General features: G+C 61.4%; 28 protein-coding genes and 1 pseudogene. 21 read left to right on the plus strand and 8 right to left on the minus strand.

The window, feature by feature from the left end; all coding sequences use genetic code 11:
• Positions 1–27: 27 nt before the first annotated feature.
• The 9 genes from ACSFA0_RS24845 (at position 28) to ACSFA0_RS24885 (ending at position 7,208) form a co-directional block, all read left to right on the plus strand.
• A complete protein-coding gene (locus ACSFA0_RS24845) occupies positions 28–258 on the plus strand; it encodes a UBA domain-containing protein (RefSeq protein ID WP_435452934.1) in 231 nt (76 codons plus the stop codon).
• A 163-nt stretch (positions 259–421) separates the two neighbouring features.
• Complete coding sequence (locus ACSFA0_RS24850) at positions 422–1,186, plus strand: ParA family protein (RefSeq protein ID WP_435452935.1); 765 nt, start codon at positions 422–424, stop codon at positions 1,184–1,186.
• Complete coding sequence (locus ACSFA0_RS24855) at positions 1,183–2,325, plus strand: ParB/RepB/Spo0J family partition protein (RefSeq protein WP_435452936.1); 1,143 nt, start codon at positions 1,183–1,185, stop codon at positions 2,323–2,325. Before ACSFA0_RS24850 ends, ACSFA0_RS24855 begins: the two co-directional genes overlap by 4 nt.
• The gene (locus ACSFA0_RS24860) at positions 2,326–2,745 is read left to right on the plus strand and encodes a hypothetical protein (RefSeq protein WP_435452937.1); all 420 of its coding nucleotides are present in this window, start codon (positions 2,326–2,328) and stop codon (positions 2,743–2,745) included.
• Positions 2,746–2,892: 147 nt separating this feature from the next.
• Entirely contained in the window at positions 2,893–3,060 is a 168-nt protein-coding gene (locus ACSFA0_RS24865; RefSeq protein WP_435452938.1) for a hypothetical protein, read from the plus strand.
• 442 nt (positions 3,061–3,502) lie between these two features.
• Complete coding sequence (locus ACSFA0_RS24870) at positions 3,503–4,525, plus strand: hypothetical protein (protein WP_435452939.1); 1,023 nt, start codon at positions 3,503–3,505, stop codon at positions 4,523–4,525.
• Positions 4,526–4,670: 145 nt separating this feature from the next.
• Positions 4,671–5,054: a response regulator gene (locus ACSFA0_RS24875; RefSeq protein ID WP_435452940.1), complete on the plus strand. Its 384-nt coding sequence runs from the start codon at positions 4,671–4,673 to the stop codon at positions 5,052–5,054.
• A gap of 217 nt (positions 5,055–5,271) precedes the next feature.
• The gene (locus tag ACSFA0_RS24880) at positions 5,272–6,075 is read left to right on the plus strand and encodes an alpha/beta fold hydrolase (RefSeq protein WP_435452941.1); all 804 of its coding nucleotides are present in this window, start codon (positions 5,272–5,274) and stop codon (positions 6,073–6,075) included.
• 8 nt (positions 6,076–6,083) lie between these two features.
• A complete protein-coding gene (locus ACSFA0_RS24885; RefSeq protein WP_435452942.1) occupies positions 6,084–7,208 on the plus strand; it encodes a PAS domain-containing sensor histidine kinase in 1,125 nt (374 codons plus the stop codon).
• Between the two features lie 138 nt (positions 7,209–7,346).
• Here the strand turns inward: ACSFA0_RS24885 and ACSFA0_RS24890 are convergent, their stop codons facing one another.
• Positions 7,347–9,791 (minus strand): catalase, encoded by a 2,445-nt coding sequence (locus ACSFA0_RS24890; RefSeq protein WP_435452943.1) that lies wholly within the window; start codon positions 9,789–9,791, stop codon positions 7,347–7,349.
• Between the two features lie 232 nt (positions 9,792–10,023).
• Here ACSFA0_RS24890 and ACSFA0_RS24895 point away from each other — a divergent pair, with 232 nt between their 5' ends.
• The gene (locus ACSFA0_RS24895; RefSeq protein WP_435452944.1) at positions 10,024–10,716 is read left to right on the plus strand and encodes a glycosyltransferase family 2 protein; all 693 of its coding nucleotides are present in this window, start codon (positions 10,024–10,026) and stop codon (positions 10,714–10,716) included.
• A 3-nt stretch (positions 10,717–10,719) separates the two neighbouring features.
• Positions 10,720–10,962, plus strand: a complete 243-nt coding sequence (locus ACSFA0_RS24900; protein WP_435452945.1) for a hypothetical protein — start codon at positions 10,720–10,722, stop codon at positions 10,960–10,962.
• Positions 10,963–11,525: 563 nt separating this feature from the next.
• On the opposite strand, the gene ACSFA0_RS24905 is transcribed toward ACSFA0_RS24900, so the two are convergent.
• A complete protein-coding gene (locus tag ACSFA0_RS24905) occupies positions 11,526–12,020 on the minus strand; it encodes a hypothetical protein (protein WP_435452946.1) in 495 nt (164 codons plus the stop codon).
• Positions 12,021–12,437: 417 nt separating this feature from the next.
• Here ACSFA0_RS24905 and ACSFA0_RS24910 point away from each other — a divergent pair.
• Together ACSFA0_RS24910 and ACSFA0_RS24915 are read left to right on the plus strand one after the other, a co-directional pair.
• Positions 12,438–12,614, plus strand: a pseudogene (locus ACSFA0_RS24910) (hypothetical protein); the annotation flags it as partial.
• A 3-nt stretch (positions 12,615–12,617) separates the two neighbouring features.
• On the plus strand, positions 12,618–12,929 hold the full coding sequence (locus ACSFA0_RS24915; RefSeq protein WP_435452963.1) for a hypothetical protein: 312 nt from the start codon (positions 12,618–12,620) through the stop codon (positions 12,927–12,929).
• Between the two features lie 215 nt (positions 12,930–13,144).
• On the opposite strand, the gene ACSFA0_RS24920 is transcribed toward ACSFA0_RS24915, so the two are convergent.
• The 4 genes from ACSFA0_RS24920 to ACSFA0_RS24935 form a co-directional block, all read right to left on the minus strand.
• The gene (locus tag ACSFA0_RS24920; protein WP_435452947.1) at positions 13,145–13,852 is read right to left on the minus strand and encodes a hypothetical protein; all 708 of its coding nucleotides are present in this window, start codon (positions 13,850–13,852) and stop codon (positions 13,145–13,147) included.
• Positions 13,853–13,867: 15 nt separating this feature from the next.
• Positions 13,868–14,509: a hypothetical protein gene (locus tag ACSFA0_RS24925; protein ID WP_435452948.1), complete on the minus strand. Its 642-nt coding sequence runs from the start codon at positions 14,507–14,509 to the stop codon at positions 13,868–13,870.
• A gap of 364 nt (positions 14,510–14,873) precedes the next feature.
• Positions 14,874–15,323 carry a hypothetical protein gene (locus ACSFA0_RS24930; protein ID WP_435452949.1) on the minus strand — a complete coding sequence of 150 codons (450 nt, stop codon included), beginning with the start codon at positions 15,321–15,323 and terminating at the stop codon, positions 14,874–14,876.
• A gap of 11 nt (positions 15,324–15,334) precedes the next feature.
• Complete coding sequence (locus tag ACSFA0_RS24935) at positions 15,335–15,823, minus strand: hypothetical protein (RefSeq protein WP_435452950.1); 489 nt, start codon at positions 15,821–15,823, stop codon at positions 15,335–15,337.
• Between the two features lie 336 nt (positions 15,824–16,159).
• Here ACSFA0_RS24935 and ACSFA0_RS24940 point away from each other — a divergent pair, with 336 nt between their 5' ends.
• The 4 genes from ACSFA0_RS24940 (at position 16,160) to ACSFA0_RS24955 (ending at position 20,639) form a co-directional block, all read left to right on the plus strand.
• A complete protein-coding gene (locus ACSFA0_RS24940; protein WP_435452951.1) occupies positions 16,160–18,262 on the plus strand; it encodes a DUF3560 domain-containing protein in 2,103 nt (700 codons plus the stop codon).
• A gap of 76 nt (positions 18,263–18,338) precedes the next feature.
• Positions 18,339–19,397 carry an adenine nucleotide alpha hydrolase family protein gene (locus ACSFA0_RS24945; protein WP_435452952.1) on the plus strand — a complete coding sequence of 353 codons (1,059 nt, stop codon included), beginning with the start codon at positions 18,339–18,341 and terminating at the stop codon, positions 19,395–19,397.
• A 25-nt stretch (positions 19,398–19,422) separates the two neighbouring features.
• Positions 19,423–19,740, plus strand: coding sequence for a hypothetical protein (locus ACSFA0_RS24950; RefSeq protein WP_435452953.1), 318 nt, complete (start codon positions 19,423–19,425; stop codon positions 19,738–19,740).
• 413 nt (positions 19,741–20,153) lie between these two features.
• Positions 20,154–20,639, plus strand: coding sequence for a hypothetical protein (locus tag ACSFA0_RS24955; protein ID WP_435452954.1), 486 nt, complete (start codon positions 20,154–20,156; stop codon positions 20,637–20,639).
• Between the two features lie 179 nt (positions 20,640–20,818).
• Here the strand turns inward: ACSFA0_RS24955 and ACSFA0_RS24960 are convergent, their stop codons facing one another.
• Complete coding sequence (locus ACSFA0_RS24960; RefSeq protein WP_435452955.1) at positions 20,819–21,034, minus strand: hypothetical protein; 216 nt, start codon at positions 21,032–21,034, stop codon at positions 20,819–20,821.
• 102 nt (positions 21,035–21,136) lie between these two features.
• Between ACSFA0_RS24960 and radC the strand changes: the two genes are divergently transcribed.
• The 4 genes from radC to ACSFA0_RS24980 all read left to right on the plus strand — a co-directional run bounded on the left by radC (position 21,137) and on the right by ACSFA0_RS24980 (position 23,549).
• Complete coding sequence (radC, locus tag ACSFA0_RS24965; RefSeq protein WP_435452956.1) at positions 21,137–21,658, plus strand: RadC family protein; 522 nt, start codon at positions 21,137–21,139, stop codon at positions 21,656–21,658.
• A gap of 405 nt (positions 21,659–22,063) precedes the next feature.
• Complete coding sequence (locus tag ACSFA0_RS24970; RefSeq protein WP_435452957.1) at positions 22,064–22,663, plus strand: LPD29 domain-containing protein; 600 nt, start codon at positions 22,064–22,066, stop codon at positions 22,661–22,663.
• A gap of 14 nt (positions 22,664–22,677) precedes the next feature.
• Positions 22,678–22,977 (plus strand): hypothetical protein, encoded by a 300-nt coding sequence (locus ACSFA0_RS24975; protein ID WP_435452958.1) that lies wholly within the window; start codon positions 22,678–22,680, stop codon positions 22,975–22,977.
• Positions 22,978–23,132: 155 nt separating this feature from the next.
• Entirely contained in the window at positions 23,133–23,549 is a 417-nt protein-coding gene (locus ACSFA0_RS24980) for a hypothetical protein (protein ID WP_435452959.1), read from the plus strand.
• Between the two features lie 463 nt (positions 23,550–24,012).
• Here ACSFA0_RS24980 and ACSFA0_RS24985 read toward each other — a convergent pair whose 3' ends face one another.
• On the minus strand, positions 24,013–24,207 hold the full coding sequence (locus ACSFA0_RS24985) for a thermonuclease family protein (RefSeq protein ID WP_435452962.1): 195 nt from the start codon (positions 24,205–24,207) through the stop codon (positions 24,013–24,015).
• Between the last annotated feature and the right edge of the window lie 8 nt (positions 24,208–24,215).

The raw sequence follows: 24,215 nt of genomic DNA on the forward strand, positions 1-24,215 counted from the left end.
CAGCCAGCAACCATCTTCGAGTCTTAAATGAACGCCCTCCGTGCTCCCCAACCCTCGAAATCCTTCACTCGCATCCAGGTGCTTGATGCTCTGGAGGCTTGCGGCAACGACGAGCGAGCTTCTGATTCGGACATACGCCGCCTCACCGACCTGCTGATCCACATGAGCACCCATGACATCGTCACTGTCGACGACGAGACATGCGGCGACTCGACGACCCTTCAGCTGCTGGACTACCTGGTGCCCACGCCTCAGTGACAATCGACAGGCCGGAACTGCCGGCCGGCTCAGATATAAAGCCGCGTACCCTCCCCGGGCCGCGGCTTTTCTATGCCGACCTAGAACTGCAGTGATGGTGTTAAGTTGTCGTTTAAGTTGTCGATTAAGATAAACTCACGACATCCCAACACCGTGAGGAACCATGAAAACAATCGCAATTGCCAACCAGAAGGGCGGCGTCGGCAAGACGACGCTCTCATCGCATCTCGCGTTCGCCGCTGCCGCCGCGAACATGCGCGTGCTGCTTGTGGACTTGGACCCTCAGGCGAGCCTGTCGCTGGGATGCAATGTGGCTGTGCCGGATCCGGCATACCTCACGACGCTGGACCTGTTCTCGGAGAGCCCGGTCAACAAGCCGCTGCAGCCTGTGGATGACCACATGAGCATCATCCCGGCGGGCAACGAAGAACTCTACGAGTACATCGGCGCGACGACGGACGTGCTGTTGCGGGCGCGTGCCGCGATCCGCGCGCGTGCATCGAAGTTCGACCTGTGCGTCATCGACACACCGCCTGAACGCAATGCACTGCTCATCGGCGCGCTGTCGATCGCCGATTTCGTCATCGTGCCGATGACGCTTGGCCTGTACGAAATGGGCGGCGTCGGCCGGCTTTTCGACACGATCCAAGGTGTCCAGTCGGGCCTCAACCCCGGGCTTCGCAACCTGGGCATCCTGCTCATGAAGACCAACGGCCGTAGCGCCAAGGAACGCGCGATGGTCAAAGCCATGCGCGATGAGCACGGGGATCATGTCTTTCCCGCAGAGCTGCCCGAACGTGCCGCCGTGCGCCAGGCCGTCAACGCCCGTCAGCCTGTCTGGGCAAGTCCACGAGGCTCCAGCCACGAGAAGGCCGCCAAGGAATGGTCGGATGCATGCGCAATGATCCTGAAGGAAACGTCCAAATGACTGACGCTGTGAAAAACCCCCTCGGTCAGAGCATGACCGAGATGTTCAAGAGCGTGAAGCAGGCTCAGCCGACTGAAATTCTGCTGTCGCTGATCGATGTCACCGACCAGGTCCGCGAGGAATTCGAGGACGACGAGAACCCGCTCGCGGAGATGGCCGACACGATCAAGGTGCATGGCGTCATCCAGCCGATCCTGCTGCGTGTGCGCCCTGGTGGTCGCTACGAGCTGGTCGCCGGCGAGCGCCGCCTGCGCGCCGCGAAGATGGCTGGCCTCGAAAAGATCCCGTGCCTCATCCGCACGCTGTCGGATGAAGAAGCGGTCGACGCGCAATTCATCGAGAACATCCATCGCAAGAACCTCACGCAGATGGAAGAGGCGCGTCAGCTCAAGAAGATGCTCGACGCGCTCAAGGGCGACCGCGAAGCGCTCGCCTTGAAGCTCAAGAAGAAACAGCCGTGGATCACGCAGCGGCTGAACCTGCTGGATCTGCCGCCCCAGGCTCAGCGCCTGGTCAACGAGAAGATCACGGCCGACGTCACCGCCATCAACAGCGTTCGCCAACTCGAACGCAGCGACCCGGCCGCGGCAAAGGCGCTGGTCGACCAAGCAACGGCCGCAAAGCCGGGTGTCGGCGGAAAGGATCTGCGCGCCAAGGCCGATGCAGCCAAGAAGGACGCCAAGGCCCACACCAGGGCGGCCACGCCGCCCGCAGCGGGCAAGCCCGGCGCGGCGAAGCCGTCGACAGCCACCCCTCGCGATCGCTCCATGGAGGAGCCTGGCGCACCGTCTGTGAGCGCAGGCGGCTCGATATTTCCAACTGCACCCCAAAAACCATACGAAAAAGCAGTTGCTACTTTAGTTGACTCTTCGCGTAAATCGGGCGCGGATATTGGTACCATCCTGGCCTCCGTTCCCAAGGCCGACATGGACCTCATCGTCAAGCAAGGCGAGAGTTTTTTCGAGCGCGGCCAGAAGACGGATGACCTCGCACCTGCCCTGATCGCCGGAATCGCGCGCAACGAATTCGGCAAAGGATCGGTCGAGGTTTTCAATCTCGTCGCGTTCCTGCAAGGGCAGGGCAAGGCGGAGAAATTCGAGGTCGACAAGGCCTTGGCCAAGATCACTGCAGCGAAGTAAATGAAACAACCCGCCGACAACCAGCTGATGTCTCTCGAAACGTTCGAGGCGGTCATGCCGTTCTTCGCAACTCGAGCCGGCAGCGTCTCGAAAGAGATTGCATTGGCGCACTACGTCATGGGGCTCCCGACCGGGGTCATCATGACGCGTGTCGGCACTTCCAAGCAGAACATCGTCAAGACGATTTCTCGCTTCGCCGAAGCCCATTACCGGCTTCAGCAAGCGGAACGCCACATGAGTCAGACCAAGGCTGCGGCGGCTGCCTCGCCCCAGATCGCAGAGATCCTGGCTCGGTTCGAAGCACCTGCCGAGCCGAGCAAGAAGACTGCGGCAAAGAAGGCCGCTGCCAAGCCTGCCCTGAAGGTCGTTGCCGCAAAGAAGACCGCTGCGAAGACCCCCGCGAAGAAGCCATCGAAATAACCCATAGGCGCCTGCCGTCCGCAGACCCCTATGCCCAGGCTTGGTGCCGACTGCCAACGCCGATCTGTCCTGGCCTACATGCCGCCGACCACCGCGGCCCATAGTGGGTTCATGCGCAAGCCTAAACAGACCTCCCTTGAGATTTCCATGCCGACTGCACCCGGCGCCCTTCGCCGTGGGCGCCGATCGCGCATGCGGGTCCAGTCGCTGCGAAAACCGATGCTCCTGGACTTCCAGAGCTGGATGCAATTGACCCAGGGCGCCGCCGACGCCGTCGACGCGGCCAGCAAGCAAGTCCGCTTGAACTTCGGCTAGGTTCCAACGATCTAGGGATAGCCGCGGCGGCTGATTCGCCGGCGGCCTGGCTCGCTGGCGACCACCGCCAGCGGGCTTTTTTTCTCTGTCCATACGAGGAGTTCAGCGAGCGATGAAACTACTACACACGATGCTGCAATGATCCATTTCAGTGGAGAGGTGCACTGCGAGCTCACCGACGGGGATTACTTTCGAATTTCCTTGCGTCGACGAGGCGGCGCCTCCTTAGCATTGACCAGGTCTACGGCTTCGCGGTATTGAGTGCTGGCAGCTGCTCCGCCGCACGCTCGGGGCCCCAGTGGCCCGGGAAAAGTCTAACGAAAGGTTGATTCGCGTCCAATTGCAGAGTAGCCGCAGCGCCTACGGCTAGAAGAGTTCAAGACGTACCCTCAGGCGCCGGATCAGAGGTTTTCCTTCTGGTTCCAACACATGAGGAGCAGACATGAACACCTACGCATCATCCAACGATGCCTTCGGCAAGCAAGGCACAACCGAGCAGCACGGATTTCGATCCGATGACTACGCAGCCGCCGGAAGTGGCGTTTCATGGGGAGCCATCCTTGCGGGGGCCACAGCCGCGGCGGCGCTGACCTTGATCATGGTGCTCCTAGGGGCTGGAATGGGCCTTGGCTTGGCCTCTCCCTGGGAAGGCCAGGGCGCGGAGGCGAAGACGATCGGCATCGCCGGTGTCTTCTGGATCACTTTCACCCAGGTTGTGGCTTCTGGCTTAGGCGGTTACATCGCAGGGCGGCTGCGTGCGAAGTGGAGCAGCCTTCGCACTGAGGAGGTTGGCTTTCGCGATACCGCTCACGGATTTCTGGCCTGGGCGGCTGCGACCTTGGTGACGGCTGCGCTGCTCATGTCCGCTGCCGGCGCCACGCTGAGCGCTGGCGCTCGCGCAGGGGCAAGCCTGGCCAGCGGAGCCGCGAGCACCGCAGCTGCTGGTGCGCTCGGCGCCAGCCGCATGGGCGAAGACTCAGGCTCAGGTCCGCTCGCCTACTGGACAGACAGCCTCCTGCGCAAAGCTGCGGCTCCTGCTCCAACTGGCGCTGCAGCCCCAGCGAGTTCAACTCCCGGTCAGACGGACAGTGCAAGCGCGCCAAATGCACCGGCACCGGCCGCAGTTGCCCAGTCCGAAGGACCCGCACCAACGGCGGAACTCGGCCGTATCTTCGCCAATAGCCTGCGCACTGGCGCGATGACGCCAGAGGACACGCGCTATGTTGCGCAAGTGGTCGCGCAGCGCACGGGTATCAGTCAAGCCGATGCCGAAAAGCGGGTCAATGACACCTTCGCGCGCGCGAAGGCGACTACTGACGAGGCCATTGCCAAAACGAAAGAAGCTGCTGATACAGCGCGCAAGACGGCTTCCTACGGTTCGCTTTGGTTGTTCATTTCGTTGGTTATAGGTGCGCTCGTCGCGGCTTATTGCGCAACGCTGGGTGGGCGAGCCCGCGATCTGTAGGCGCCATCGTTGAACTATCTACGAGGCAGGGCGTAATCGCCTTGCCTCCGCGATACAGATGCGCCTTGTGAACGGCATTTCGAGAGGCCTCTATATGGCGTCAAGTCTCACAGTCACAGTTGAGCGGTCATAGCACCTCAAACTCATGGCTTTACCGATCTTTCTTGTTGAAGACGATCCCAAGCTTCGCGAAGCCATCCGGGAAGCGATCAACAGCATCTGCGATGCTGAAGTCATTGGCACCGCTGAAACTGAGGCCCAAGCCATTGCATGGCTCAACGATCACCACGGCACCTGGCGACTGGCCGTTCTGGATCTGTTCCTGAAAGCTGGTACTGGGTTTGGGGTGCTGGAGCAGCTCACACCCCAAAATGCCAGGGAGCAGGTCATCGTCCTGACCAACTCGGCGACCCAAGAAAATCGGAATCGCTGTCTGGCGCTAGGAGCCTTGGCTGTCTACGACAAGACGAGCGAGTTTGAGGAGTTCCTGGATCATTGCTTGCGGCATCACCAGCAGCAGCAATCCTGAGCTTTTCCTGTTGTACGGAAATTTTCCACGTCGCCGAATTGGTCAGCGCGGAGCTGCGCCGCACCGTTGTAGCCCTCGACCTGCAGCCCTGATGTTGGACTGGTTTTTTAAGCCGCCAGCTCCGGCCCAACCGAGCGAGAGTAGCCGGGAAGCGGACACCGCGCGCCCTCCTGCCACAATCTGCCGGCTCGCGGAATGGCCGCGGAACGGAGAACCAATGAGCACCAAAGAGCGCAACAACGTGTCCGTCCGCGGTTCGGGCACGGATACCGTCATTTTTGCCCACGGATTCGGGTGCGATCAGAACATGTGGCGCTTGCTCGAACCAGTCTATGCCAAGCGGTATCGCACCGTCCTTTTTGATCATGTAGGCGCCGGAAATTCAGACCTGACCGCCTACGAAGAGAGCAAGTATTCCACTCTCGACGGATACGCCAGCGACCTTGTAGAGATTGCGCGCGAATTCGGTCAGGGTCGCACGATCTTCGTTGGCCATTCGGTGAGCGCGATGATCGGCGTGTTGGCTGACCTGAAGGCACCAGGCCTTTTCACAGCTCACGCCATGATCGGTCCATCCCCCTGCTACGTTAACGACGAAGACTATGTCGGGGGTTTCTCCCGCGAAGACGTCGAAGGCCTTTTGAGAACGCTTGAGGGAAACTACCTCGGGTGGTCAAGCAACATGGCCCCGGCAATCATGGGTGCGCCGGGGCAGCCCGAGCTTGGTGAAGAGCTGGTCAACAGCTTCTGCCGCACCGATCCGGAAATTGCGGCTGACTTTGCGCGTGCAACCTTCCTCTCGGATCATCGTGCCGACCTGCCGCGGTTGGCAACGCCTACGCTCATCATCCAGTGCGACGAAGACATCATCGCTCCTGTGGAGGTTGGTCAATACATGGCTCAGACCCTGCCCGACGCCGAGTTGGTGATTGTGGAGAACGTCGGCCATTGCCCCCATCTGAGCGCTCCTAGCGCGAGCGCGGATGCTATCGACACCTTCTTGGCCAGGCGCGGCTTTTGAGCTCAGGTGTGCCCCAGCGTCCCAGCGCGGCACCGGCGCCGCTGGATGAAGCGCCGTGCGCACTGCTCACCACCGATGCGAAGGGGATGATCCTTTCTGCCAACCAGACGTTCTGCACCTGGCTTGGCATGGAAAAGGAAGACCTGGTCGGGCTTCGACGATTTCAGGATCTGCTTACCATGGGAGGGCGGATCTTTCACCAGACGCACTGGGCTCCCTTGCTTCAGATGCAGGGGTCGGTATCCGAGGTCAAGCTGGAAGTGAAGCACCGCGAAGGCACTGTGCTTCCGATGATTCTGAATGCCGTCCGTCGCGAGCGCGCCGGGGCCATCGTGCACGACTTGGCTATCTTCATTGCTCGCGATCGGGACATTTACGAGCGTGAGCTCCTTGCCTCCCGCGAAGAACTGCAGATTCTGGTTCGCGAGTCGACGCGATTGCATGAAGAGGCCAAGGACCGGGCGCTTTTTGCTGAGCAGATGGTGGGGATCGTCAGCCATGATCTTCGCAACCCCCTTTCCGCCATTCACCTTGGGCTGATCGCGTTGTCACGCGGCGAGCTGACTTCCAATCAGCTTCGAGTGCTTGGTCGTATATCGCGCTCCACGGAGCGTGCTCACCGCCTCATCGCGGACTTGCTGGACTTCACCGCTGCTCGCGTGGGCAAGGGCCTGTCGGTGAAGATCAGCGCCATTGACTTGCATGCTGCCGTCTCCGAGACTTTGGATGAACTCCGGACGGCCTACCCTGACCGGCACATCGAGCATGTACAAGAGGGCGCCGGAACCTGCAGTGCTGACCCGGATCGGATCGCTCAGGCGATGGGTAACCTGGTCTCGAATGCCATGACTTATGGCGACCCAGGGCGGCAGGTGACGGTCAGGTCCCGAACCGGCTCTGACGAATGCGCTATTGAGGTCCAGAATTTCGGCAAGCCGATTCCGGAGGAGGCGTTGCCCACGCTATTTCAGCCGATGGTGCGCGGTGCCCCCGGAGGGGCTGCGCGAAGCGTGGGGCTTGGGCTCTACATCGTTCGCGAGATCGCGCAGGCCCACGGCGGTGAAGTAGCGGTGCGGTCGGGCATGGATGAAGGCACTACGTTCACCATCAGGTTTCCTGGGCTCAAAACTTAGCTGGAATGCAGCAGGCCGCGTGCCTTCATGTGGATTAGCCCCACAGCTGTCGTTGCTGCCCTGCTGCAAGTACCCCGGTCCCGGTCCACTGAGCACAGACCCTATGAGTCGTAGTTCTCAGCCGACCGTCGATGCGTCCTAGGCACTCACCTTCGCCTTGGGCGGATCGTTCTCGCGTTGGTAGTGGCGGTGTAGGCCCATGGCAGCGATAAAGTCGACGATTGCTTCATCAGCATCTGAAGCCGCGGCCAAGATCAAGCCTGTGTCCGCCGACCCGTCGGGGAGCGTCAGAGGAATCTGTGCTTCAGCGAGCAATGCTTCGGAGGCGCCGAAGGCCAGGATCGTCTTGCAGTGCCAGTAGTCGTCGCGCAAGAATTCCAGCGTGTGCGCGTCGGCGTCCAGAGCCTCGACAGCGGCCGCGCCGTCCGGCAGGACGAGGGCGTCGAACAGCAAGCCCGGTGTGTTCTCCATGGTCGCGTCGGCTTCAAACTCTTCGCCGCCGGCGGCCACATACGTCCCCAGGCGTGCAGCCAGAAGGCGGGGCACCGCACCGGCCTCCACCAGCGCGGTTATGAGCTTTCCAAGTGACTTTCCTTCAACCCCGTGGTCGATAAGGATCGCAACCTTCCGCGTGCGGATGCTTCCGTCACCTGGTCTGGCCAAAAGAGAAAGCGCTGGCGACACTTGCACCTCAGGCTCCGCCGGGTTCTCGAGCGCCTTCGGCAGGGCTGACGGCAGCGCCATCCCCAAGTCCTGCGCAAGCCGTGCAGCCAGTTCGGGTGAGGCATTGATCAGTCCGGCAACCATTCGTTCGCGAATAGCCGGCACCGTGACCTTCGAAAGCTCGAAGCGGAACGCATTGCCGATGTGGGCTTTCTCCACCTCGGACTGGCTCTCGAAGAAGAGGCGCGCCTGGGTGTAATGATCGGCGAACTTCTCCGGCTTGATCCGGACCTTGTCCGAGCTCTCCTTGGCGTCAAGACGCTTTGCAATGCTGGTGAAGCCCTGAGCCGCCCCTGCCTGGAACGGGCAACCGCCTGCCAGCGAATTCGGCTCGTAGGCCACCCGACCACGGTTGATGGCCTGGCGGTGCATACCGTCGCGCTGGTTGTTGTGCACTGGCGCGATTGGGGCATTGATAGGCAGCTCGTGGAAATTCGGCCCGCCCAGGCGGCTGATTTGAGTGTCGACGTAGGAATGGATGCGCCCTGCCAGCAACGGGTCGTTGGTGAAGTCCAGGCCGGGCACGATGTGCGCCGTGCAGAACGCCACCTGCTCCGTCTCGGCGAAAAAGTTGTCGGGGTTCCGGTTGAGTACCATGCGACCGACGATCTGTACCGGCACCAGTTCTTCCGGAATCAGCTTTGTGGCATCCAAGATGTCGAAGCTGAACTGTTCGGCCTGCTCTTCGGTGAAGATCTGCAGGCCCAGTTCCCATTCGGGGTACTCGCCGGCCTCGATGGCCTCCCACAAATCGCGGCGGTGGAAGTCCGGGTCAGCGCCCGAGATCTTGACCGCCTCTTCCCACACCAGCGAGTGGGTGCCGAGTTTGGGCTGCCAATGGAACTTCACAAGGAACGACTCGCCGGCGTCGTTGACCAGGCGGAACGTGTGCACCCCGAAGCCCTGCATCATCCGGTAGCTACGCGGAATGGCCCGGTCCGACATCTGCCACATCAGCATGTGAGTCGACTCGGGCATGAGCGAGACGAAATCCCAGAAGGTGTCATGCGCGCTGGCCGCCTGTGGCATCTGATGATGCGGCTCGGGCTTCACAGCATGGACCAGGTCAGGAAACTTGATCGCATCCTGAATGAAAAACACCGGCATGTTGTTGCCCACTAGGTCCCAGTTGCCTTCGTCGGTGTAGAACTTGACGGCAAAGCCGCGCACGTCGCGTGCCGTGTCCTTCGATCCCCGCTCGCCGGCGACCGTCGAGAAGCGCACGAACACCGGCGTGATCTTGCCGGCTTCCTTGAACGGAGCCGCTTTGGTGTATTTCGTCAGCGGTTCATAGGCTTCGAAAAAGCCATGGGCGCCCGAGCCGCGGGCGTGCACGATGCGCTCCGGGATGCGTTCGTGGTCGAAATGCGTGATCTTCTCGCGAAGGATGAAGTCCTCCAACAGCGCCGGCCCACGGGCGCCGGCCTTCAAAGAATTCTGGTTGTCGGCAACAGGCACGCCCTGATTCGTCGTTAGGCGCTGGCCGCTGGAGTCGACACGCACTCGATCGAGCGTGTCGATGGTCGCATTGACGCCTTCGCTGGCGGATGTGCCCACTTTGTCCGAGGTGTTCGCCTCGGAAAGGGTGCTGCCGGTGGGAAGGCGCGAAGGAGGGGTAGCGGTCAGCCCTACTGGGGCGGATGCGGCGTTGGCCTCGCCGTGTTCGAGCGGCTTGTTTTCATTCACCGGCATCGCCGCCGCTAGCGTCTGGGTGTCGATGGCCTTCTGGGCAGGTGGATCCCCGGCCCCAGCCGCTGGCGGAGCCGGGTTGGCGGGCGCACTGTCGGTGTTTCGCGCGGCGGCACGCGCCGCGTTGATTGCAGGCGTTGGGACCGCGGGAGCAGCAGGTTTCTTGGCCATGTCAGTGTCTTGCTAAGAGGGGGCCAAAAATTAATACAGGTCCGCATGGCCATTCGTAGGAATTCGACTCGACGCCTGTCAGGCGGATAAATCGACGTCGGATCGCGCGAAGGTTGGTTCAAAGTCTGAGTAATAAACCCGCCGTGGCTAGCCAACCTACAACGCCCGGATACCTCAACTGACGGGGAGCATCAAAGTGGCTCGCTACGTTGTGCCGCAACCTGGAGCACCCATGATCGGCATCGTCATCCCCGCGCACAACGAACAAGAATTGATCGAGGACTGCGTGGCGCATGCACGAGCATGCATGCACAGCCAGGGCCTGTTCGCCGAGCCGGTCGAAGTGGTCGTCGTTGCCGATGCCTGCACGGATGACACCTCAATCCTTGCAACCAGGGCCGGCGCGCTGTGCCTTCCGGTCCAGGCGCGTAACGTAGGCGTGGCTCGTTCGGCGGGTGCCGAGTTGATGCTCGCGCGCGGGGCGCGCTGGCTTGCTTTTACGGACGCAGACACGCTGGTGTCGCCCGACTGGCTGGCGGATCAGCTTGCGCTCGATGCGGATGCTGTTTGCGGCACCGTCGAAGTCAGCGACTGGTCGCCTCACGCGGAGCACGCCCAGCTCCTGTCGCGCCACTTCGCCGAGACCTACTGCGACGCAGACGACCATCGCCACATACACGGGGCCAATCTGGGCATCTCTGCCGAGGCATATCGGCGCGCTGGTGGCTTTCGACCCCTCGCCTGCAGTGAGGACGTAGAGCTGATCGCCTCCCTTGAGCGCATTGGAGCGAAAATCAGCTGGAGCGCCCGCCCTCGTGTGTGTACGAGTGCTCGCCGCGTGGCGCGCGCGCCGGGTGGCTTCGCCGACGCGCTGATTCAGGCAGTCGCTCAGCGCCTGCAGGGGCTTACTTCCGCCGCCGCCTGAACCATGAACTGGCTCGATCTTATTCAGTGGCCCGCCTTCGCCGCCTCGCTGGCCGCCGCTTATCTCGTGGGCTCTAATGCAAAGGGGCGCCGCAATACGGGTTTCTGGGTTTTTTTGTTGAGCAATGTGCTCTGGGTCGTCTGGGGCATCTACACACAAGCTTGGGCGTTGATCGCCCTGCAGGTGGGCCTAGCTGCGTTGAACGTGCGCGGCCTTTTTAAGACGGAGCAACCCTCTAAGAGGTAGCACACCTGTTCGGGCGCGATTAGCCTCAATGCTTGGTCGAAATTCTTCAAAGAGGACGCGATCAAAGCCTCACACATCAGCGTAATGGAATGGATCGGGGACTACCTTCATAGGCATAGGCGCCAAGAAAGAAGCTCGATTCCACCAGCGCTTGGGAAAAGCAACTGCCACGGGGGTCAGTTGCCAGCTCGAAAGGTGAGAATTGCTGATCTACTCGAGCTGACTGCCGATGAATCTGCACCCTACCATCAATAACCCCGGAGGCCCGCTGGCTCCGGCAGACTGGACGATGACACTGGGCTCAGAACGGGTAGGGGAAGCCGTGCACTACTTTGGCGATGTGCAACGTGACGGAGCGCAGGTTTGCCGCTTGTCAATCATCGGTGCTGAATCTGAACAAGATGCTCACCGTCGCCTGGCGCTTAAAGCACGCCTTTGGATCGAGGACTACCTATCGCGTCCTCATTCTGGCAATACAGGGTTTAGTCCTCTTATGTAACGCGTGCTCTGCGCGACTATTTTGGCTTGCTCGCGCGCTACAGAGCAAATTTTTCAACTCTGCTTCACGCGTTGTCCCGCTTCGGATCCCTTACTGTCTCCAGCGCTTGGCGGAGATGAATCGGGAAGACGCGCGATGCAAGCCGCAGGAGCTCGAAATCTTCGTCGGGTAGCGGCAGCGCCCTCTTGTCGAAATGACAGATAGTGCCCTTGACCCTTCCGTCGACGCTCATGAAAGGCGCTGCGTGGTACGAGTTCATCAGGCCTTGATACGGGTGCCCGTCGAGGCGTTTGTCCTCGATGGAGTTGCTCGTCCGGAAACCATCTTCGTGCTTCATGGCGAACTGGCAGAAGCTCACGTCCCGGTGCACTGAAAGCAGGAAGGACGGACAGGGCTCGCCCTGCTTGTCCACGAACGCGACGATGACCAGGTAGTCGTCTGGTGCCTTGCGATAGACCGCGCTGTAGCGATGCGGTACCCGATCGTTTAGCACCTTCAGCGCGCCTACCAGGTCGTCGCGCTTGAGCGCTTCGGTCATCTTGTCGTAGGTCCAATCCATGATGAGGCTCCATCGGCGTGACGAACGTCATTTCAGGGCATTGTAGGAGTCCTCTTACGTTCGATTTGCGCCTTCAAGCCTCTGATGGCATAGGAATTTTCCCGATGCCATCCAGGCCTGCGATTGCTGAAGGACTGATCACTTTGACATCAACCAGGCCGAAACTCTCTGCGCAGCGTCAGGGGGCGCTGCGATCGCGCTGCGATCGGCGGTTTAAGCCAGCGTCCTGGGGCACACAAGTGAACGAGCTACCGCTCACCAGAAAGAGTGTTTCGATGCATCCCAGTGGCGGCGGACGTAGGTATTGGATTGCGCCGCTGGGAGGTCACAGCTCGCGTCTTCAGGGCAAGTTTGAGCACTCGCGGGGCGCCAAGGATGAGCAACCTAAAGGCCTCGTCAACTTCGAAGGAACGCAAAATGGCAGACAACAATGACAAGCCCGCGGCTACTGGAACGGGTGCCGTCGTGGGCGGTGCAGTAGGGGGCGTTGCCGGTGGAGCCGCTGCAGGTGCCGCAGTCGGAGGAATGACCGGTCCGGTTGGCGCCCTCGTTGGGGCTGCTGTGGGTGCTGTGGCCGGAGCGGTTGCGGGACGGAGCATGAAGACCGATCCAGTCGCTGAAGACAATTACTGGAAGGAAAACTACTCCAGCCGCCCGTATATAACGCCTGGCTCAACCTACGACGACTACGGTCCGGCTTATCGCAACGGGGTAGACGCCTATTCGCGCAACCCAGATCGCTCCTTCGACGATGTCGAACCAGAGTTGAGCCGCGACTGGGGGACGACCCGCGGCAAGTCGAAGCTGGAATGGGAACACGCCAAGCACGCCACTCGGGACGCATGGGAGCGTGCTGGCAACGCAGTGGAGCGTGCCATCCCTGGTGACTCGGACCGAGACGGCCGCTAAGCAGCCCTTGCATCTCCATAGGCCCGCCACCGAAAGGTGGCGGGCCTTTCCTTTTGGCCCGCGGCGCAACCGTGAAGATCATCAGCGCCTGGATAACCAAACGTCCGCGAAGAACTTATCCAGATCCACAAGCTTCGTCGCGTCCAACGAGTCGAATCGATACCAGTTCAGCATTGCTGCTTCTTGGTCCAAAGGGAGTGAGCCTTCAAGACTTTTTAGGCCGTCACGGCGGCCGAAAGTGTTCTATGCGGCAGATGCTTCTCGATCCATTGGAGCGTCGCGTCAGGCCGTGGCGGCTCCCAGAGATCAGGATCGTCCGGCAGCATCAGCTTCATGACGATCCGCATGCCCTCCGACTTCCGGTGTTCGGCCGCGCGGCGGCCATGAATTTCGTCCAGCGCACTTCTCATTGCTTCGGCTGCAGTCAACGTAGGCACGTGACCGCAATGGGTGCCGATCCGCCCGAGCAGCTCATACGCCTCAAGCCCCAGGACGCTGTACTGCGATCGGCGCATGTCGAAGAAGTCGACGAACGCTGGCGTTCCTCTTGCTGGCAAGTTGGAGGCATTGAAATTTGACGCGAGCGCATCCGCAGACGCCTGCACCTTGAACGCCAGTTCCAGCACCGCGCCGAGCAGCTCTGACGACAGCCTCCGGCTGACATCGTGCTCGGCCAGGTCAAGCTGCGGCATGGCAATTCTCGGCAGCGCGATGCGCGAGCTTTTCCGCACGTTGATCGCAACCACCGCGCACTCCTCGATGAAAGCCTCCAGGGCAGGAACCAGGCGTCGCGCGACTTCGTCGCCGTCGCTCTTCTTCGGTCCCCGGCGCAGGAACCACTCGATGAGCGACGAAGCAGCCACACCAAGGGCTACGCCGGCGCAGCCGGCTAGCAGACACAATTCCAGTGTGCTCAGATTCATGTCGGCCTCGCTGGCTCAGTACCGAGTTGACCGATAGAGCTGATCGTTGATGAAGATGTCGACTACGCGTGGCGACAGCGGCGGCGCCATGGTGACGATCTTCTCGAACACGGACAAGGACGTCGAGGACTCGGAACCCTCCAGATTGACAGTCAGCGTTCCGAGCGGCTTGGCCACACAGGTCTTCATCGCCTGACCGTCCAAGAAACCGATCCCTTGGCCTTCTCCAATACCCGTCTGAATCACGATTCCCGGTGGCAGAGTGAGTGGCTGAAAAATCTCCATCCGGTTTCCCTGCGGATTGGCCGTCGTCATGGACTTGTAGACCACGGGGGTCAGCTGGATTGCTGGGATTCCTTGCCCCAGCGCCGAGGTGTCAGCTGGACAAGCATCGAAGCCTCGTAGCCCGAATTTCATCGTGGCCGGCTGTGCTTCCTCGCACGTCGGTTTTTTCTCCGGGGGCTTCTTGGCCTGTTCCCTGAGGAAGCGCTCGATCGGTGGCTTGCATTCGTTCTCGGCAGTGGGTCCGTTGGGGTTGGCCATGCAGAGCAAGACTTTGCAACCGTAGTCGTCGGCGTGAGCGGTTCCAAGAAGGGCAAGAGGGGCGAGGAGGGCGAGGGCGGTAACGGTTATCGGCACGGGAATCTCCTTGAACATGGGTATGTAGAGCCTCTATTATCGTTGTCCTTTAAATTGACCGTTAGGTTGTCTGGCGTCGCCGGCGTAGCCGGCCGGGCTGTCGTGCTGCGCATCGAGCCGCGTAGCGTCTCGACCCCTGCGGGCATCCATCCTTCCCTCACTGCGCTCGGCTGACGCGGGCATCGAGGACCGCAATGTCAGTTCTTTCCTGCAGCGGAATCGGTGCAGCAAGACGAAACAGGTGGCTGGTAATCGGCGGCAATGGACTTGCTCCAGCGGCCTCCGACGTTACCTTCCAACGCTGGAGCCTTGACGCCCGCCAGCTCGCGCTGGCGGGCTTTTCTTCATGGTGGCGACGAGCAGTCGGCCTCACCGTTGGCGGCTATCGGTCCAAGGCGAGCGCATCTAGAAGAGTTTCCCAGTCTCGTACCGCGTCTGACACTACTTGCTCGGCCGTCATCGTTGTGCCATCACCAAGCGCAACAACGCAGAAGGTTGTCGTCCTTCCTTCGCCGACGTGCACCGTCGCCCCCTGAGAGATTATCTTCGCGTCCAAGTTGGAGCGGTTAAGAACAAAGTGCTTCGCCGCGTTCGCCAAGTCCGCCACGATCATCAGCGACCTGCAGCTACGCACGCGTGCTTCGACATCGGACTGAAAGCTGTGGTCCTGGTCAGCTTTGATCCAGTCCTTCAGATGCCAGCAGTCCTGCATGAAGTGGTGCAGATCGTCCATGTAGTCGACCGAGCCGCGATGGTCTGCGTTCAGGCGATCGAGCGAGCGCCGATAGCGCGCGTAATGAGCCTGCCAGCTCGTGAGCGATGGTGAAAACATCAGTGTGCCGCTCAGTCAACTTCGCATTGCGTGAAGCTTGCGCAAAGCAGCTCGCGTCCCGGGTTCTCAGACTTGTTGAACTGGAACTTGTACGTGTCTAGCAGGAGCTGCTCCAAGTACTTCGCAATCCGATTTTTGCAAGGGAAGAACGTCCAGTAGACGAGCATTTGTTCCTCGAAGTCTTTGTCTTCGTAGTGCGCCAAGAAGCGTCGAAGCGGGAAACCTTTCCCAGCGTAGAGGCTACGCATATGAAAACGGTCATGGATGGCGCAGTAGTCGTCCTTCCACCAAAGCAAGTACACCCCACTCCTTTTGCCAAGACCCCAGTTATCCGAGTTCATTGTTGGGTCCTCGAAAGATCGCGCCATAAACCACCCGATTTCGGCATGGACGATCTCCCTCAGCAACGGCGGTTTAGCCATTTCAACCTCTGCGACCTTGTCGAAGGCAGCAAAGCTCGCTTCTCCACAAACACAGCTGCACGTTTCGAAACAGGTCATCAGTCCATCCTAGCCAAGGCATCGAAGACGAGGATGCCATAGCGCACTCGACTCAGCTCCAGAGCACCAAGCTACCACCACGCCGGCATGCGCCGTCGGCGCCTGCCCTCTCCATCACCTAGCACTCGCCTGGTTGATCTGCCCCCCCGAACCGCCTCTCTCCGACGCATAGCGCTGGCCCCGCGCGTGCGCTCCTGCACGTCCTCACCCGGTCCCCTTCGCTTCGCTCCACGGCTGCGGCTTGCGGCGCTCCGTCTCTACCGCACAGCTCCAGCGCTGGCCATGCGTCGAGGCGGCTCCGAAGAGCAGATTTTTTCAACCAACGAAAGGCCAGTCATGAGCGAAGCAACCACAGTCACCAACACACTCTCCATCGCGGCCGTTCCTCCCGCACCCCCCGAGGCTCACCAAAGAGCAGATGGGGAATTCGGGGGCAAAGAGGACAGCGGGGACGACGATCGCAAGGCATACCGGGGGATGTCGGCGACCTACTCGCCGGAAGACAACAAGCTGCGGCTGTCGTCGGTGTCGCGTCTGCCTGCCGAGCTTTACGCACGGGTGAAGGCTGCGGGGTTCAGCTGGGCACCGCGTCAGGAGATTTTTGTGGCTCCGATGTGGACGCCGGGCCGGGAGGATTTGCTCATCGAGCTTTGCGGGGAAATCGGGGACGAAGACACAAGCCTGGTCGAGCGCGCCGAGGAACGCGCCGACCGTTTCGAGAACTACAGCGAGAAGCGCGCGGCCGATGCCAGCGCAGCCCATGCGGCCGTCTCCTCGATCGCTAAGCGCTTCGAGTTTGGCCAGCCGATTCTGGTCGGGCACCACAGCGAACGCGGCGCACGCAAGGACAAGGAACGCATGGACAACGGCATGCGAAAGGCCGTGAAGATGTGGGACACGTCGAAGTATTGGGAGGACCGCGCAGCGGGTGCGCTGGCTCATGCCAAGTACAAGGAACTGCCCGCCGTGCGCGCTCGCCGCATCAAGGGCTTGAAGGCCGATCTGCGCAAGCAGGAACGCGCCATTGCGGAAGGCGAAACCGCGATCCGTCTCTGGTCAACGCCCGACCTCACGCATGAAGTCGCCGTGAAGCTGGCGGACGTCTACGGCGCGCGCATCCTCAACGATGCCGGCGAATACGACTCGCTCTATTCGCTGCTCACCAGCGGCCGTATCACGCCCCAAGACGCAGCCGCGCGGGCCGTGAAGGCATGGGAGAGCGGCCAGGTTCGGCACCGTCGCTGGGAAGCCCACTACAACAACCGGATCGCCTACGAATGCGCGATGCTGGCTGAGGGTGGCGGGTTGAAGGCTGACGGCTTCGACATCAAGCCAGGCGGGCGCGTCCTGGTCCGTGGCGAATGGCTGGTGGTCGTGAAGGTCAACAAGGTCGACGGCCGAATCAACAGCGTTTCTACGAATGCGCGTTTCGTGCGCGTGAAGCCCATCGAAGACATCAAGGACTATCGGGACGCGACGGCCGAAGAACAGGAAGCCGTGAAGAAGGCGACGACGCTCCCGCCGCTGTGCAACTACCCCGGCGTCGGTTTTCACGAGATGACCAAAGCCGAATGGGAAGCCACGCACAAGGACTACAAGGGTTCGCGCCAGCTCGGCCAGGGCTCGCGGCGCATGACCCCCGGCACCGGACGCCCAGACATCAAGGTAGAGGAGGGCGCCCCGGTCGTCGGCTTGCACCGCGTTCGCACCGTCGTGCATCGCAGCAGCCTCGTCCCCGTCTTCGTCACGGATGTGAAGCGCAAGGATCCACCGGCAGCAGCGGCCGAGCCTGCCGCGCCCGTGGTCCTGCCGGTCGAGCGCGAAGTGAGCAAGACGCCGCGCGCCGTCTACCAACCCGCGCCGAAAACCGAATTCGACACGATGCGCGAAGTGCTGCGCACGGGTGGCGTGCAAACCGTCGTCGCGCCGGAGCTTTTCCCCACGCCCGACGAGCTGGCCGACCGCATCGTCATGGAGGCTGGAATTCAGCCGGGGAACCTGGTTCTTGAGCCGAGCGCCGGCACCGGCGCACTGCTGCGCGCTGTCGCCCGTTCCGTTGCCCCCGCATCCGTGCAAGCCGTTGCTGTCGAGGTGAATGCAAAGCTCGTCGTCGGCCTCAATCAGGCGCTGCCCGATGTGACGACGATCTGCGGCGACTTCCTCCGCTGCGATACGCGCGACCTCGGCAAGTTCGACGCGATCGTGATGAACCCGCCATTCGGGCAGGCGATGGACATCGCCCATATCCGGCACGCGTTGAGCTTCTTGCGTAGTGGTGGGCGCCTGGTCGCGATCTGCGCCAACGGCCCCCGCCAGCAGGCGGCACTGAAGCCCCTTGCAGACGCTTCGGGGGGGTTCTACGAGGCACTGCCCGCCGGCAGCTTCAAGGACGCAGGAACCAACGTCAACACGGCTTTGGTCGTGATCGTCGGCGAGTGATCGCCGCGGCCGGGCGCTGCCTTGCGGCGCCCGGTGATTGGAGCGCTTCGCGCTTCGCAGCCCACCAGGAACACACATGAACGCCGCCGCCGCAGCTGGTCGCACAGCCATCCTTTCCGCTTCGCAAAAGTCCGCCCTGTGCGAGGCACTCGCGGGCAAGCCGCTCGCGCTGTGCTTCGGCGCCGGCGTCGACTCGACTGCGATGCTCGTCGCGCTGCATGAGGCCGGCATACGGCCTGATGTCATCACCTTCGCAGACACGCGCGCCGAGAAGCGCGCGACCTATGAACACATCGAGCGCATGAACGAGGTTCTGCGCGCGTGGGGATGGCCCACGGTCGACGTGTGCCGGAAGATCCCCAAGGCCTCCACCGACTACGTCGATCTGTACGGCAACTGCATGGCGAACGAGACATTGCCCTCGCTCGCCTTCGGCATGAAAAGCTGCAGCTTGAAGTGGAAGACTTCGCCTCAGGATCATTTCCTCAAGGGCGCGAAGACCGGACCCGGCGCGAGGCCTCCGCACCCGCTGTGGACCTCCTCGAAGGCCTCAGGCCTGCGGATCACCAAGCTGATCGGCTACGACTGCGGCAAGGCCGACGTGAAGCGCTCCAGCAGCCTCAAGAAGCAAGACGGCGACTTCGATTTCGCCTACCCGCTGCAGATCATCGGATGGGCGCGCGGCGATTGCATCGACGCGATCACCCAGGCGCTGGGCGCCGACCTGGTGCCGATCAAGTCGGCGTGCTTCTTCTGCCCTGCGTCGAAGCACTGGGAGTTGTTCTGGCTCGCTGCCCATCAACCCGAGCTGATGGACGACGCGCTCGTCCTGGAGCGCAACGCGCTCACCGGCCGGCATAGTCGCTTCGATGAGGTCGAACTCGGCGCGTCATGGGAAGACCTGGTGCGCAACGGCGAGAGCTTCCCGAGCAGCAACACGACGGTAGGCCTTGGCCGCAGCTTCGCCTGGAATCAATGGGCGCGCGTCAACGATGTGGTCGACGAAACCTTCAAAGTCCGGCGCTCCGACAAGCGCCGGTTCATCGCGATCGCCGATGCGATGCGCGGCCCAGACAACGCGCTTGACCGCCGTGCGGCAAAAGTCCGGTTGAGGCATGAGCGCGTCGCCCCTTAACACCGACACCAAGGAGAATGCACCAATGCACAGCCAGTACTACCCCGAGGACTTCGAGCCAGCCGGCTTCTTCCAGCGTAACCGCTGGTGCGCCCCTGCGATCACAACCGCATTCGTGGCTGCTGTGGTGATGGGCGTGCAGGCCGTGTTCCCCGCGCTGGCCGCGCTCCTGCCCGATGGCGTCTTGCTCATGCTGTTCTTCTCAGGGAGCTTTCTGACCTGGCGCGCGGCCTTCTGGACCGACACGCGTTCGTCGCGCATCGTGCGCTGGGTGGCGCCGGCGTTGCCGCTCGCGCTCATGGCGGCAGCTGCTTTTTTCAGCTCGTCGTCCGTCGTAGTCTGAGGTAGCAGGTCACATGAGGCCGCTAGAAGAATTGAATCGCTACGGTCGAAAGCTGGCTTCGTGGCTACCTTGGACTCTCCCCTTAAAGCTTGTCTTAGCAGGGGTGCTGGGAGCGCTTGGCGGTGCCGGTCTCTTGGGGTTCATCAGTGAGTACGCGACTTATAGTTATGCCCTCTATTTCGGCTTTCGGCCTCCTCTTGAAGGCATTCCCTACCTGAAGGCTGCTGTCACGCTTCTGAGCTTCATCCTGCTTGTCGGAGCAGCAGGAGCGTTTGTTGTGCCGATTCTGTTCCTGCGGCAGTTCAGGTGGCAGCTGGTGACTCCTCTAGAGTGGGCCGCTAAGAAGTGGCCTTCAAGTACTTCACTCCGCAAATTTGTCGATGCGGATCAACGTCTACGTGGCCAACCTTTAAGTGAAGCTGGCTTTATCGTTGTTCGGTGGAGTCGTCATCGCGGGGGTCATATATGCCGCTAGTAAGAACGATGGGATTTCGCAGCCAGATTTAAGCTGGCTCACGCTTGCGGCCTTTATTTACGGCTTCTTGGTTTTGCTTTGCACCTTTAACCCAGGGGTTATCAGGCCGGTCGGTTGGGTTTGCACATTTGCGTATTTCTGTGTTTGGCTCTATCTGCTTTTCACACCCACAACATATGGGCTCTTCCTTCGAACTGTGGGCTATGGCGGCGGGTTGCCGGTGACGGTTGAAATAAGAGAGCATCCTGAATCGCCCGTTCAACCGTTGTCTGGGTTTCTCATGCTACGCACGACTGAGGCCATGATGATCTTCATGCCGGGGACCACCACACCCGATGTTGTTGAGGTGCCTCGCGACCTGGTCCGCGCTATACGCCATCCAGCTGGCAGTCTTCGAAATCTCAAGTACAGGATGCCGGAATAGTCGTGGCCTAGAGGCGACACCGATGCTTCTGAATACGCGAAGGTCCTGTCGCAGGCGGGTGCACTGTCGGGCGCTGAATGTTCGGCCCAACGGATAAGCATCGCAACGTAGTCACGAGCAGGCGAGCAGCTCACTACAGGGCAGAGGACGCGCTCGCTACTTCATTTGCGCGTCCTCAATCACATGATCTGCAGCAACGACGGACGTTCCTTCTCATAGCGGGGGCTCATCCAGGAAGGGGCTTCGCTCTTTTTGGTTTGCAGAGCTTGTTCCATCAATTGGTGCGAGTTGATCGTGCCTTTCAAGCGATCACGCAAGACAAAGGCGTGGGTGGCTTGCTGTTTTCCTTCAACGTAGCACGTCGTTCTCGCGGTCAAGGCCTGCGAGCGCGCCAAGGCGCGCCCTTGCGTCCTGCGGCCGTCGACGAGCCCTGACAGCTGCGCTGCGCCGTGCAGGTGCCGGTACCGGGCAATCCCGCCCGATTCACGGAGCCGACCATGTCGCAATTTTCCCTCTCGTTCGAAACCGCAGTTGATACCTCTGTCCTCATGGTGCGTGACGCAACCGGACAGTACCGACCAGCCGCCGCATCTGAGGTGCTCCAGGCTGCACAGGATCTCCTCGGCAACCAGCTGCGCGGCGAAATCGTCTTCGACTCGCCAAAGCTCGTTCAGGACTTCCTCAAGGCCAAGCTGAGCACTCTGGAACACGAGGTCTTTTCCGTGCTGATGCTGGACTCGCAGCATCGACTCATTGAATACGTGGAGCTGTTTCGCGGCACGGTGTCGCAGACGTCTGTTTATCCCCGCGAGGTCATCAAGGAATCGCTGGCGCGCAACGCTGCAGCGCTGATCCTTGTTCACAACCACCCTTCGGGCCAAGCGACCCCATCGCGAGCCGATGAGATGCTGACGCAGACGCTCAAGACCGCACTCTCCATGGTCGATGTGCGTGTGCTCGATCACATGATCGTGGCCGGGAATACCGTCCTCTCCATGGCAGAGAAGGGCCTCGTTTAAGCGGGGGGGCGTTGCCCCCCTTTTGCTTCGCCAGGCCGAAGCCTGAACTTACCTGATCTGTCGCGTCCTGCGGCGCGAGAGGGCGCTCGCCGCGCGGCGGTTTCGACGCCATCGGCCGGCTGGTCCGTGCTCCCGTTCCCCTGACTTCTTCGCTGGATCCGGTGAATTTGCTCCCTCGCTCACGGGCGACCGGCTGCGCCTGCAAGGGGGTCTTCATAACGCGGCGCGTTACGAACGCCTTCCCCCATTGCTCTCCCTTCCTCGAGTGCGCTGCATGTCACCGGGCGAAGAACTCAGGAAAACGGCGGCCAGCTCCGGGAAGGAGGCCGATGCGATCGAAACCCTTCATTGAAGGGCTCTGAATCTAGGAGCCCGGCACCTTCTTAAATCCAAGGAACCAACGCAATGACGACCAAGTATCTGACCAACGCTGAAACCTCCAAGCTGGTGCGCCAGTCGCTGAAGGAAGCATTCCCGGACGTGAAATTCAGCGTGCGAGGCAAGACGTACAGCGGGGGGTCTTCGTTGTCTGTGTCGTGGACCGATGGCCCCAACGAGGCCCAGGTGGATGCAGTCGTCGGGAAGTTTCAAAGCGCCTATTTCGATTCGGGCATCGACTACAAAGGGTCGGTGCATCACATGATGGACGGTCAGCCTGTGCGGTTCTGTGCCGACTTCATGCATTTCACCCGGAGCTACTCGGATGCCGCCGTGCAGCGCGGCCTCGACCGCGTGTCCCGTACCTATGCGGGAAACCTCCGCGAGGCTGGCGTGCCTACGCTGACGGTCGAGCAATGGCGGAAAGGGGATCTGTTGTACGTCCAGCTTTTCGGCGGCTCGCACAACTCGATTCAACGGATCGCTGGTGAATTCATCCACAAGCACAGCGACCGCATGAGCGTGAAGCACAGCCCAACGGCGGGCCGCGTGTTCATCACCCATGACGACGGATACGGCCGTGCCTGCGGCACGGGCGCGGGCGCGCTGGACATGACCGAAGCATGAAGGGAACGCTAGCCATGCCGTCATTTCTCAACACGCGCCCAGGCGCTAAGCGGGTTGCACCCGCACCCGACATCACCTACCGCGCCGTCGATGGCTTGTTTACCTGCTTCTATCCCGAAAGCAAGTCCGGCGAGGGCGCATGGCGCGTCATCAACGCGACGGAGGGAGGCGAGGGCGGCAAGGTGCTTTCGCCTCACGCCGCGAGTGTCGTCGACCAACTGCGCGCAGCCGGCTACATCGTGGCCGAGGCTGTGCCGCTGGAAATGTCCGAAGCCGAAGAGGCTGCACTGTTCGCCGAGTTGGCGAACGCTTGAGGAAATCAAACCATGTTCACCATCAGCTACAAGGGTTCATTCATCCACGGCTACTGCGACCGGCCAGCGTGCCGCGTGAGCGGGGCCACGGCCGGCAGCTTCAAGAGCATGCACGCGGCAAAGTGCGCAATCTCCCGTGCCCTTGGGAGCACGCGATGACCGCCGCAACGGCCCAGGCCGTGCCCTTCGTGCGCCCCCGCTTCCGCGTTGAGGGCAAACCCACTGGCCCACAGGTCGATTGCTCCTACGTCGAAGACTTCACACTCCTGCATACCGTGCCCGAGGTCCAGGCGCGCGTGCGCGAGATGCACCGGCGCGGCCTTTGGGTCGAGGTGTTCAGCAAAGTCTCAGAGGAGCTGATTGCAGGCCCCTACGATCCAGACGAAGCACTGCGCGCGGTCGTTCTGATGGCAGCGCGCGCTGGCCGGCAGAGGCATGACCGCCGTTATCTACAACTGCACGACGTGCAAGACCGGCCGGCGCGTGGTCTATCCGCACGGACGCAGAAGCGCGCCGTATCGCATCGCCAACGATGGCGCTCGGATTCTCCCGGGCCAGGCGTTCGGTGGTGATGGCAAGCGCACGGGCGATGCCGTTTGTGGATGCGGCCGCTTCATGTCGTGGGGCGTGCTGGACGCAACCAGGCGCGACGAGGTCCGCTGCGACGCGCGATGCACCAACGCGCGCGGCCACAAATGCGACTGCTCATGCGGCGGGGAAAGCCACGGGGAAGGGTGGCAAGTCGGCGCGCGTGGCCTTTTCACAAACGCCCCTGCATGAGCGAGCGAGGAGCTATTTTTTTCGGCGGACTCGCTCATCGCGCGTCCCGAAGTGCTATGCCGAGGCGTCGGCATAGAGGATTGCTGATTCGCTAGGCAGTGCGTCGGCAGGCCATGCGGATCAACAACTTGGCGGTTTCACAACCGCGATTTCCACATAGTTATCCACCGCAAAGTGGGACAAGTCCCACGCTCTGCCGCAAGGTTAGTTATCACTTCGGATGAAGCGATTTCGCTTGACATCGGAACCGGACTTTCATTCACGTTCGGCCCGCCGGCGAGCCCGCCAAGCCCACGGCGCTTCAGGCGCTGGATCTGCCCATAGACCTCGTCCGCTGCTGCGTGCAGCGGCCTCGGTTGTCAACAGGGACGTGTCCTTGAGGTACTGCCGGTAGGCCCATGCCATGCCGGCGGCAACCATTGCTCTGTTGACGTCCTGACCGCTGGCCAGGACAGTGC

This window comes from Variovorax restrictus, assembly GCF_051216715.1.
Classification (GTDB): domain Bacteria; phylum Pseudomonadota; class Gammaproteobacteria; order Burkholderiales; family Burkholderiaceae_C; genus Variovorax.

Bases quoted from the DNA above. Each gene is read 5' to 3' on its own strand.
- ACSFA0_RS24930 (WP_435452949.1), bottom strand. From the start codon at position 15,323: ATGTTTTCACCATCGCTCACGAGCTGGCAGGCTCATTACGCGCGCTAT.
- ACSFA0_RS24890 (WP_435452943.1), bottom strand. From the start codon at position 9,791: ATGGCCAAGAAACCTGCTGCTCCCGCGGTCCCAACGCCTGCAATCAAC.
- ACSFA0_RS24850 (WP_435452935.1), top strand. From the start codon at position 422: ATGAAAACAATCGCAATTGCCAACCAGAAGGGCGGCGTCGGCAAGACG.
- ACSFA0_RS24900 (WP_435452945.1), top strand. From the start codon at position 10,720: ATGAACTGGCTCGATCTTATTCAGTGGCCCGCCTTCGCCGCCTCGCTG.
- radC (WP_435452956.1), top strand. From the start codon at position 21,137: ATGTCGCAATTTTCCCTCTCGTTCGAAACCGCAGTTGATACCTCTGTC.
- ACSFA0_RS24870 (WP_435452939.1), top strand. From the start codon at position 3,503: ATGAACACCTACGCATCATCCAACGATGCCTTCGGCAAGCAAGGCACA.
- ACSFA0_RS24865 (WP_435452938.1), top strand. From the start codon at position 2,893: ATGCCGACTGCACCCGGCGCCCTTCGCCGTGGGCGCCGATCGCGCATG.
- ACSFA0_RS24945 (WP_435452952.1), top strand. From the start codon at position 18,339: ATGAACGCCGCCGCCGCAGCTGGTCGCACAGCCATCCTTTCCGCTTCG.
- ACSFA0_RS24915 (WP_435452963.1), top strand. From the start codon at position 12,618: ATGAAGACCGATCCAGTCGCTGAAGACAATTACTGGAAGGAAAACTAC.
- ACSFA0_RS24935 (WP_435452950.1), bottom strand. From the start codon at position 15,823: ATGACCTGTTTCGAAACGTGCAGCTGTGTTTGTGGAGAAGCGAGCTTT.
- ACSFA0_RS24925 (WP_435452948.1), bottom strand. From the start codon at position 14,509: ATGTTCAAGGAGATTCCCGTGCCGATAACCGTTACCGCCCTCGCCCTC.
- ACSFA0_RS24855 (WP_435452936.1), top strand. From the start codon at position 1,183: ATGACTGACGCTGTGAAAAACCCCCTCGGTCAGAGCATGACCGAGATG.
- ACSFA0_RS24860 (WP_435452937.1), top strand. From the start codon at position 2,326: ATGAAACAACCCGCCGACAACCAGCTGATGTCTCTCGAAACGTTCGAG.
- ACSFA0_RS24845 (WP_435452934.1), top strand. From the start codon at position 28: ATGAACGCCCTCCGTGCTCCCCAACCCTCGAAATCCTTCACTCGCATC.
- ACSFA0_RS24880 (WP_435452941.1), top strand. From the start codon at position 5,272: ATGAGCACCAAAGAGCGCAACAACGTGTCCGTCCGCGGTTCGGGCACG.
- ACSFA0_RS24920 (WP_435452947.1), bottom strand. From the start codon at position 13,852: ATGAATCTGAGCACACTGGAATTGTGTCTGCTAGCCGGCTGCGCCGGC.
- ACSFA0_RS24895 (WP_435452944.1), top strand. From the start codon at position 10,024: ATGATCGGCATCGTCATCCCCGCGCACAACGAACAAGAATTGATCGAG.
- ACSFA0_RS24905 (WP_435452946.1), bottom strand. From the start codon at position 12,020: ATGGATTGGACCTACGACAAGATGACCGAAGCGCTCAAGCGCGACGAC.
- ACSFA0_RS24875 (WP_435452940.1), top strand. From the start codon at position 4,671: ATGGCTTTACCGATCTTTCTTGTTGAAGACGATCCCAAGCTTCGCGAA.
- ACSFA0_RS24950 (WP_435452953.1), top strand. From the start codon at position 19,423: ATGCACAGCCAGTACTACCCCGAGGACTTCGAGCCAGCCGGCTTCTTC.
- ACSFA0_RS24970 (WP_435452957.1), top strand. From the start codon at position 22,064: ATGACGACCAAGTATCTGACCAACGCTGAAACCTCCAAGCTGGTGCGC.
- ACSFA0_RS24975 (WP_435452958.1), top strand. From the start codon at position 22,678: ATGCCGTCATTTCTCAACACGCGCCCAGGCGCTAAGCGGGTTGCACCC.
- ACSFA0_RS24980 (WP_435452959.1), top strand. From the start codon at position 23,133: ATGACCGCCGCAACGGCCCAGGCCGTGCCCTTCGTGCGCCCCCGCTTC.
- ACSFA0_RS24940 (WP_435452951.1), top strand. From the start codon at position 16,160: ATGAGCGAAGCAACCACAGTCACCAACACACTCTCCATCGCGGCCGTT.